This window comes from Streptomyces sp. NPDC050743 (genome assembly GCF_044456925.1).
GTDB lineage: Bacteria > Actinomycetota > Actinomycetes > Streptomycetales > Streptomycetaceae > Streptomyces.
The window spans coordinates 134,355-142,981 of the sequence record NZ_JBITGJ010000019.1 but is presented as its reverse complement, the minus strand read 5'-3'; the positions used below and the strand labels follow the sequence as shown (position 1 = coordinate 142,981).

Genomic DNA, 8,627 nt, shown 5'->3' with positions numbered 1-8,627 from the left:
AGGCTTGTGGGCCTGCCCGTTAGTGCCCGATGTGGGGCCATGATCTTCGAGGCTCGCGCCAAAGTGGCTGGCTAAAGTCGTGGAGCCGACCGCCCTGGCCACGACGTGTTCTGACCTCATGCACTGTGTGCCTGCCTTGTGGGCGGGAGCGGGCGGCCGGCGGTGCCGAGCAGGGCGGAGACATGAGCGCGGGCGCCGCCGGCCGCCCGCGCCCGCCCGGAGGAGCGAAGCGACGACGGGTGCTTGATGAAGTAGGGAAAGTCTCATCCCGATGGGATGAGCCGCTGTCCGTGCCCCCGCACGTCTTTGAGTCGCCCACAGGACGCCGTGCGTATGACAACCGGAACACGTGCCTGACGAAGTGGCTCAACGACGGCATCCCGCCCGCCCAGGTGGCCGAGTGGGCCGGGAACAGCGTCGCCGTGCTCCTGGCGACCTACGCCCGGTGCGTCGACGGGCAGCTGCCGGACCTGAAACGGCGGCTGGAGGCCGCGGGAGACCTCCCAGAGACGGAGCTGCCGGGCGCTGGCTGATCTTCCTGGGGTCGAGAACTTCGACACGTATTCGACACGGCCACCCGCGAAAACCCGGTGACAGCCGGACAGCCCGGAGCCTGCCCTTGATCGTCGAGAGGGTGTCCGGGGCTTTGTCGCGTCGACCGGTACCCGCCCTGACCAGCAAAAAACCCTCCCAAGCGGGAGGGCGGAGACTTGCGCCCCCGGCAGGACTCGAACCTGCGGCCAAGCGCTTAGAAGATGCGGGCACGTCCCAGCGGCCTGGCCCAACACTCCCGTACTACTTCCGCGACAAACTGCCGGGTGCCGTCGACGTCTGCGCTCGTTGCCGTCAGCACTGCCGTCAATCGAGGGTGCGAGAACTCCGCGCCCGAGAGACGCGATACCCCGTCCGGAGGACCAAGACCAGCACCGCTACCCAGAGCACGGCGTTGAGAGTGTCCATGATCATGACGACGAGATGGGGCGCGAGCAGCAGGCTCGGCACCCTGGCGCTGATCACCTCCAGGCCGATGAGGAGCGGGAGCCATGCCTGAAAGAATCGCATGCCCTGATCGGGACTCTCTCCCTTCCGAACCTTCGTCCGCTCCCACCGCCGACTGCCGAGACTCATGAGGACCAGCGAGCACCCCATCGCAACCACGGACCAGTCCATGAAGCGCAGCATCACAACTCCTCTATCGGGAGGAGGATCTTTCCCCCGAGGGTGTTCGCGGTCAAGGGCCCACCGCCCCGCAGCAGCCCTGGTCGACCCTTATGCATCCGCGACTTGCTTGCGGCCTCCTCCCGGCCGCCGAACCCGGCCCAGCGGCTCCTCTCCGGCCTCCAGCTCGAACACGCCCTTGCGAACCGTCGTCTCACTCACCGCAGCCGCCCGCGCGAGGGCCCGGATACCGCCATGCCCCAGCACTCGGGCCTCGGCACCCATGAGCAGCCGCCGTTGCCGCTCGTCCAGATGTGGGAACAACACGGCGAACTTCACAGCGAGTTGGCCGCAGGTCTCATCCTGGATGCGCATACCACGTCAACGAGCGGGCTGATGTTGGATGGCGATCAAGGCGGCGTCGTCGTCGAGTCGGCCGCCGACGTGGTTGAGAAGGTCGCCGCGGAGGTGGTTGAGGAGCGCCGTGGGATGGCGGTGGTTCTGGTGGGTGAGTCGTTCGGCGAGCGGGTAGAACTCGCCGTCGGTATTGCGGGCTTCGATGGCACCGTCGGTGTAGAGGAGGAGGGTGTCTTCGGCGCGTAGGGCGAAGGTGTCGAGGTGGTAGGTGGTTTGCGTCAATGCGCCCAGTCCCAGCGGGGGCGCGGGTTGGCCGGCTTCCAGGGGCACGACGTCGTTCCCTCGTAGGAGTAGCAGTGGGGGGTGTCCGCAGGTGACGCTCCGCACGAGGGGCTCGGCGTCGGGGATCTCGAGGAGAGTGGCGGTGACGAACGCCTCTTCGGTCTGTTCGGGGCTCACTGCTTCGGATGCGTCGCTGCGGATACTTGAATCCAGGTAGGCGGCGAGTTCCGGCAGCGTGGTCAGCCGGCGGGCGGCGTCGCGGAACGTGCTGATGGTGTGGGCGGCGTTGCCGACCGCCGCCAGGCCCTTGCCTCGAACATCGCCGATGATCAACCGTGTCCCCGTGGGCGTGCGCACGGCGGCGTAGAGATCTCCGCCGATGCGTGCTTCATCCTCTGCCGCCAGGTACGTCGAGGCCAGGTGAAGAGGGCCGAGTCGGTGGGGGAGGGGAGGCAGTATGGCGCGTTGCGCGGCCTCGGCGACCGCGCGCAGCTGGACCAGCTTTCGCTGTCCGTGTTCCGTCAGGTACCGGGCGATCACGGCGGCCACCGAGGTCGCAGTGAGGGCAGCCGCCTGTGGCGGGTTCACCGTTTGGCGGACCAGGTAGATGGCCATCAAAGCCGACACGGCCATGATGGCGACAAGTGAGGTCACCCGGGAGCTCGCGTACCAGGAAGTGAGTACAGGCGCCATGATCAGCAAGTCGCCGAGATGAACTGAGCCAGGCACCTGAAGATCGATGAGCGTGATCGCCAGAATGAGCAGCAAGGCGACTGTCAGCACGGATCGTGGTTGCGGCAAGGTGCGCGAGTGAACGAGTGACGGCCTAGCTCGGTGATGCATCAGGTGTGGCTCCTGCACGCAACCTGGAGCCGTACACGCAGGGTCGAGGAACGTGAATGCCATGTGCTGCTCCGTCCCTAAGGGATCATATCCTCGGTTCTGATGATTCTATCAATTAAAACGGACATATACGGGCATGGGGGTCATGTGTGGCAGGTCACAAGCGTTGTGGATGCCGGCCGGGCTTGATCAGGGCGAGTCTCCGCGGCTGGGGTGACGACTGACCCGCCGTCCCTCGTGGTGCACGGTACCGAGCGGTCGGTTAGCGACTTTGGCCTGGAGCTGCTTTGGCGCGAGTGATCATGGCCCCGTAAGCTTCCGGCGCGTCGGGCAGTCTGTGGACCTGCCCGGTAAAGCACGACGTTGGGGCCATGATCTTCGAGGCTCGCGCCAAAGTGGCTGCCTAAAAGCCGTGGAGCCGACCGCCCCAGCCACGACGTGTTCTGACTTCATGCACTGTGTGCCCGCCCGGAGGAGCGAAGCGACGACGGGTGCTTGATGAAGTAGGGAAAGTCTTATCCCGATGGGATGAGCCGCTGTCCGTGCCCCCGCACGTCTTTGAGCCGCCCACAGGACGCCGCGTGTATGACAACCGGAACACGTGCCTGACGAAGTGGCTCAACGACGGCATCCCGCCCGCCCAAGTGGCCGAATGGGCCGGGAACAGCGTCGCCGTGCTCCTGGCGACCTACGCCCGGTGCATCGACGGGCAGCTGCCGGACCTGAAACGGCGACTGGAGGCCGCGGGCGATCTCCCTGAGACGGAGCTGCCAGGCGCTGGCTGATCTTCCCCCGGTCGAGAACTTCGACACGTATTCGACACGGCCACCCGCAAAAACCCGGTCACAGCCGGACAGCCCCGGAGTCTGCCCTTGATCGTTGAGAGGGCGTCCGGGGCTTCGTCGTGTCGGCCCGCACCCACCCTGACCAGCAAAAAGCCCTCCCGAGCGGGAGGGCGGAGACTTGCGCCCCCGGCAGGACTCGAACCTGCGGCCAAGCGCTTAGAAGGCGCCTGCTCTATCCACTGAGCTACGGGGGCCTGGTGGCGGGACCAAGGATAAAGCTCCCTCTTCCTCGACCCTGTCGCTTCGCCTCCGTGGCTCGATGTGGAGGTTCGGTGAAGCGATCCGATAATCGCAGGCAGGTACGAATCGTGCACCGCTTTTGGCGTGCGACGCACCGGGTGTTGTGCACTCGTTATGCCTGGGCTGTGCCTGTGTCCCAGTCGTCCCTTGCATCCTTTCTGTCCCGTCGGCGCGCAGACGTGTCCATATGCTTCAGAAATCCCCCATAATTGGGCATTCTTCGCATGTGGTGACCTTGGACGTACGGCCTCAGCTGCTCGACACACTCTCCGCACTGCGCGACCGTGTCGCCGCCGCACGCTTTCCGCTGCCCCTGCCCGGTGCCCCACGTGCGCGTGCCAACCGCGACGAACTCCTGGCGCAGCTCGACGACTACCTGCTACCGCGCCTACGGGAGCCCGATGCGCCGCTGCTGGCCGTCGTCGGCGGGTCCACCGGCGCCGGCAAGTCGACGCTCGTCAATTCGCTCGTCGGCCGCCCGGTGAGCGAGGCGGGCGTGCTGCGGCCGACCACCCGGACGCCGGTGCTCGTCTGCCATCCGGAGGATCATCACTGGTTCAGCGAGATGCGCGTGCTGCCCGACCTCACGCGCGTGTGGGGGCCGGACGAGGACTCCGACGAGCTCCCGCCCGCCGGCGACCACCCCGCGCGCGTGCTGCGCGTCGAGAGCGCCGACACCCTCCCGCGCGGACTCGCCCTCCTCGACGCCCCCGACATCGACTCCCTGGTCGCCGACAACCGCGTCCTTGCGGCCGAGCTGATCTGCGCCGCCGACGTCTGGATCATGGTCACCACGGCAGCCCGCTACGCCGACGCCGTCCCCTGGCACCTCCTGCGCACCGCCAAGGAGTACGACGCCGCCCTCGTCACCGTCCTGGACCGCGTGCCCCACCAGGTCGTCTCGGAGGTCTCCCGGCAGTACGGCGCCCTGCTCACCAAGGCCGGGCTGGGCGACGTACCCCGCTTCACCGTGCCGGAGCTGCCCGAGTCCGCCTGGGGCGCGGGCCTGCTTCCCGCCACCGCCGTCGCGCCGCTGAAGAACTGGCTCGTGCACCACGCCCAGGACCCCGCCGCCCGGCAGCAGGTCATGGCCCGTACGGCGTACGGTCTCCTCGACTCCCTCAAGTCCCGCATGCCCGAGCTGGCCAATGCCGCCGCCGCCCAGCACGCCGCCGCCGTCCGGCTGATCTCCGCCGTGGACGCCGCCTACGACAGCGAGCACGCGCGCGTGCGCGACCGGCTCCAGTCCGGCGCCGTACTCGCCGGGGACGCCCTCAAACGCTGGCGCGCCTTCCCCCTGGACTGCACCCCCGGCGAACTCCTCGAGGCGCTCGTGGCGAGCCTGGCCGCCCTGCTGCTGTGCTCGGTCACCGCCGCCGACGAGCGCATCGACGAGGCCTGGCGGCGCGAGCCGGCCGGAGCCGACCCGGCCCTGGCCGCCGGCGAGTCCACCGCGGAGAGCACCGAACACCGCATCGGTGTCGCCGTACGGCGCTGGCGGCGCGAGCTGGAGGAGTACGCCGAGGACGAGGTACGCGAACTGGAACGTGCCACCGCCGCACCCGACCCGGACGTCGTCGCCGCCCTGGTCGCCACCGCCCTGCTCGGCGGACGCCGGGCGCGCAGCGCGGGCGAGGGGCTCGCCGAGCGGATCGGGGCGCACGGCGCGCTGCGGCTGCGCGACCGGGCCGGGCGGCTGCTGGGCGAACACGTGGACCGCGTCCTGCACGCCGAACGCGAGCGGCGCCTCGGCCCCCTCGACACCTTGGACGTCCATTCCGAGCCCCAGGCCGCACTCATCGCCGCGCTGTCGGTACTGCAGAAGGAGAGGTGATCGGTGACCGCCGTCACTGACCAGGACCACACGGATCACAGCGACCACATGAGGCGCGCGGGACGCATGAGGGACATGGAGCACGGCAGCCACGGCACGGACACGGGCACCGGGCACCTGGAACACGGCGGGCATGTCGAGCCACACGGCGGTCACGTGGAACACGGCCGTCACGCGATGCCCGAGTTCGTGGAGCACGTGGACCGCCTTGAACACATGAGTCGGGTGGATCACGCCGACCGCGTGAAACACATCGGCGGTCGCGTCGGGCACGCGGACCGATTCGAGTACGTGGATCGCGTCGAGTACGGCACAGGTGTGGCTGAGCGTGCAGAGCGCGCAGAGCGTCCCGGTCCTGGCGCAGGGCCGGACGCCTCCGGCAAGTCCGACGACCTCGCGGACGCCGGTGAGGGCACGAACGAGGGCGACGGCGAAGCCGAGGCCGCGGACCGGATGAACCTCGACTCGCGGCCGGGGAGGCACGCGGACACCGGGGGTGGCGGCACGCAGATCTGTCTGCCGCACTCCCTGCCGCTCCCGCACCCCGCCGGTGACGCGAGCACCCCGGGAGTCACATCCGCCCCCCAAGCCACGTCAACCCCCCGACCCACGCCAACCCACCAATCCACATCCACCCCCCAACCCACACCACCACCCACACCCACCGCCAAATCAGTCATGGGGGCCCCAGCCATCGCGACAAACGAGGCCATCACCGCGACCAAACCCGTCAAACCCCTGCCCCTGCTGCCGCCCCTGCCGCCCCTCAAACCCATCCCCGCGTTCGCGCCGACCCCCGCCTCCCGCGCTGCTGCGGACTCAGACCCCGCTCCCGGATCCCACAAGCCGCCGGAGACTCCCCGGTCCCCCGAGTCCGCGGAGTCACCCGACGAACCCTCCGACTCCTCCGATCCCTCCGGGCCCTGGGACGACGGCCTCATCGCCCGGCGCGTCACGGAGGCGACGGCCGCCGCCCTCGCCGCCGAACGCGTCACCGCCCTGGAGAGCGGCGGCCGCGGTCCCGGCAGCCAGACCCCGGCCCCGTTGGCGTACGACGGCCGGCTGCGCTCCCGGCTGGACGCCCTGCGCGAGCTGGTCGGGCTCTCCCGGGCCCGGGTGGAGAGCGATACCCTCGCCGAGGCGGGCCGGGTACTGGACGAGGCGGCCTCCCGCCGCAAGCTCTCGGGCCGGCACACCGTCGTGGCCATCGCGGGCGCGACCGGCAGCGGTAAGTCGCAGTTGTTCAACGCCCTTGCCGGAGTGGCCATTTCGGAGACCGGCGTACGACGTCCGACCACCGCCGCGCCCATCGCGTGCAGCTGGAGCGACGGCGCGGCGGGCCTCATCGACCGGCTCGGCATCCCTGGGCGGCTGCGCCGCCGTCCGCTGCAGAGCCCGGAGGCCGAGGCGCAGTTGCGCGGGCTGGTCCTGGTCGACCTGCCCGACCACGACTCCGCCGCCGTGGAGCACCGCAAGCAGGTGGACCGGATCCTGAAGCTGGTCGACGCGGTGATCTGGGTGGTGGATCCGGAGAAGTACGCCGACGCCGTGCTGCACGAGCGCTATCTGCGGCCCATGGCCGGCCACGCGGAGATCATGTTCGTCGTGCTCAACCAGATCGACCGGTTGCCCGGGGAGGCCGCCGACCAGGTCCTGGACGATCTGCGCCGGCTGCTGGACGAGGACGGCATCGCACTCGGCGAGCACGGCGAACCGGGCGCCACCGTGCTCGCGCTGTCCGCGCTCACCGGCGACGGCGTCGGCGATCTCCGCGAGAGCCTCGGCCAGTTCGTGGCGGAGCGCGGAGCGGCGGCCCGCCGGGTGTCGGCCGACGTGGACGCCGCCGCGGCCGATCTGCGGCCCGTGTACGCCGCCGGGCGGCGGGTCGGCCTCAGCGAGGAGGCGCGCGAGGAGTTCACCGACCGGCTCGCGGACGCGGTGGGCGCCACCGCGGCGGGCGAGGCCGCCGAGCGGGCCTGGCTGCGCAACGCCAACCGCGCCTGCGGCACGCCCTGGCTGCGGCTGTGGCGCTGGTACCAGTGCCGGGGCGATTCCAGCACGGGCCGCATCCCGGTACGGACGGCCCAGCCCGACGAGGAGGCCACGGCCCGTCAGCGCGTCGAACAGGCGGTCCGTACGGTGTCCGATCGGGCCTCGGCCGGGCTGCCGGCGCCGTGGGCGCAGGCGGTGCGTGAGGCGGCCGTACGCGGGTCGCAGGGGCTGTCGGAGGCGCTGGACGACCTGGCGGCGCGGGCGGGACTGCCGCCGGGCCGGCCGCCGCGCCCGGGGTGGTGGCCGGCGGCGGTGCTGGTCCAGGCGGCGATGACCCTGCTGCAGGTCGTGGGCGGCCTGTGGCTGTTCGGTCAGATCGTCGGTGTCATGGCGCCGAACCTCGGGGTTCCGGTGCTGCTGATGGTGTGCGGGATCGTCGGGGGACCGCTGGTGGAGTGGAGTTGCCGGATGGCGGCGAGAGGCCCGGCCCGGCGCTACGGCCAGGAGGCCGAACGCCGGCTCCGGGAGGCGGCCGCCGGCTGCGGCCGGGCCCGGGTGCTCGATCCGGTGGCGGCGGAGCTCTTGCGGTACCGGGAGGTACGGGAGCAGTACGGGCGCGTCGTACGGAGCGGGACCGGGGTGGGGTGAGAGCCCGCTCGGAGCGGGTGGGTTGTGAGCGCGAGGGGCTTCGGTGTTTCCGGGGCCCCTCGGCGGTTTCCGGGGAGGGGACTCGGTGGTGCTCAGGGGCTCTTCAGCGGTGTTCCGGGCGGGGTGACGAGAGCCGCCGGCGACCGGGGTCACTCGTGCGGGTGGCGGGGTTTTCCACAGGTGGGGTGGTCGTCCACAGCTCTCAGCGGGTTCGGCGCGGCGGAGGCAGTCTGGGTGCGCGGCGATCGCACGGCGGGCCCGGCCGGAGGGACGGCGGACCGTGCGCGCGATCGGCGGGACGTGGGGGGGGGGGCGGGGGGGGGGGGCGCCCCCCCGGGGGGCGCCCCCGGGGGCGGGGGGGGGGGGCGGCGCGGGGACGCGCCCGGCCGCGACCCCGCGGCGGGGGCGGGCCCGGCGCGGGTGGGCGC

Annotated in this window: 6 protein-coding genes, 1 tRNA gene and 1 pseudogene; 4 read left to right on the top strand and 4 right to left on the bottom strand. The window is 70.8% G+C overall.

The genetic code is table 11. The features are described from left to right. Positions 1-290: 290 nt before the first annotated feature. Positions 291-533, top strand: a complete 243-nt coding sequence (locus ACIBJF_RS20635) for a hypothetical protein (RefSeq protein WP_399175438.1) — start codon at positions 291-293, stop codon at positions 531-533. 325 nt (positions 534-858) lie between these two features. Here the strand turns inward: ACIBJF_RS20635 and ACIBJF_RS20630 are convergent, their stop codons facing one another. The 3 genes and pseudogenes from ACIBJF_RS20630 to ACIBJF_RS20620 form a co-directional block, all read right to left on the bottom strand. Next, positions 859-1,182, bottom strand: coding sequence for a hypothetical protein (locus ACIBJF_RS20630; RefSeq protein WP_399175436.1), 324 nt, complete (start codon positions 1,180-1,182; stop codon positions 859-861). 93 nt (positions 1,183-1,275) lie between these two features. Beyond that, positions 1,276-1,533: pseudogene (locus ACIBJF_RS20625) on the bottom strand (ISAzo13 family transposase); the annotation flags it as partial. 6 nt (positions 1,534-1,539) lie between these two features. Continuing rightward, the gene (locus ACIBJF_RS20620; RefSeq protein WP_399175434.1) at positions 1,540-2,580 is read right to left on the bottom strand and encodes a PP2C family protein-serine/threonine phosphatase; all 1,041 of its coding nucleotides are present in this window, start codon (positions 2,578-2,580) and stop codon (positions 1,540-1,542) included. Positions 2,581-3,221: 641 nt separating this feature from the next. Between ACIBJF_RS20620 and ACIBJF_RS20615 the strand changes: the two genes are divergently transcribed. Further along, positions 3,222-3,425 (top strand): hypothetical protein, encoded by a 204-nt coding sequence (locus ACIBJF_RS20615; RefSeq protein ID WP_399175432.1) that lies wholly within the window; start codon positions 3,222-3,224, stop codon positions 3,423-3,425. Positions 3,426-3,606: 181 nt separating this feature from the next. Here the strand turns inward: ACIBJF_RS20615 and ACIBJF_RS20610 are convergent. Further along, a tRNA-Arg gene (locus tag ACIBJF_RS20610) sits at positions 3,607-3,679 on the bottom strand. A 272-nt stretch (positions 3,680-3,951) separates the two neighbouring features. Between ACIBJF_RS20610 and ACIBJF_RS20605 the strand changes: the two genes are divergently transcribed. Together ACIBJF_RS20605 and ACIBJF_RS20600 are read left to right on the top strand one after the other, a co-directional pair. Next, positions 3,952-5,559: a dynamin family protein gene (locus ACIBJF_RS20605; protein ID WP_399175430.1), complete on the top strand. Its 1,608-nt coding sequence runs from the start codon at positions 3,952-3,954 to the stop codon at positions 5,557-5,559. A gap of 678 nt (positions 5,560-6,237) precedes the next feature. Continuing rightward, positions 6,238-8,199, top strand: a complete 1,962-nt coding sequence (locus tag ACIBJF_RS20600; RefSeq protein WP_399175428.1) for a GTPase — start codon at positions 6,238-6,240, stop codon at positions 8,197-8,199. Positions 8,200-8,627: the final 428 nt, after the last annotated feature.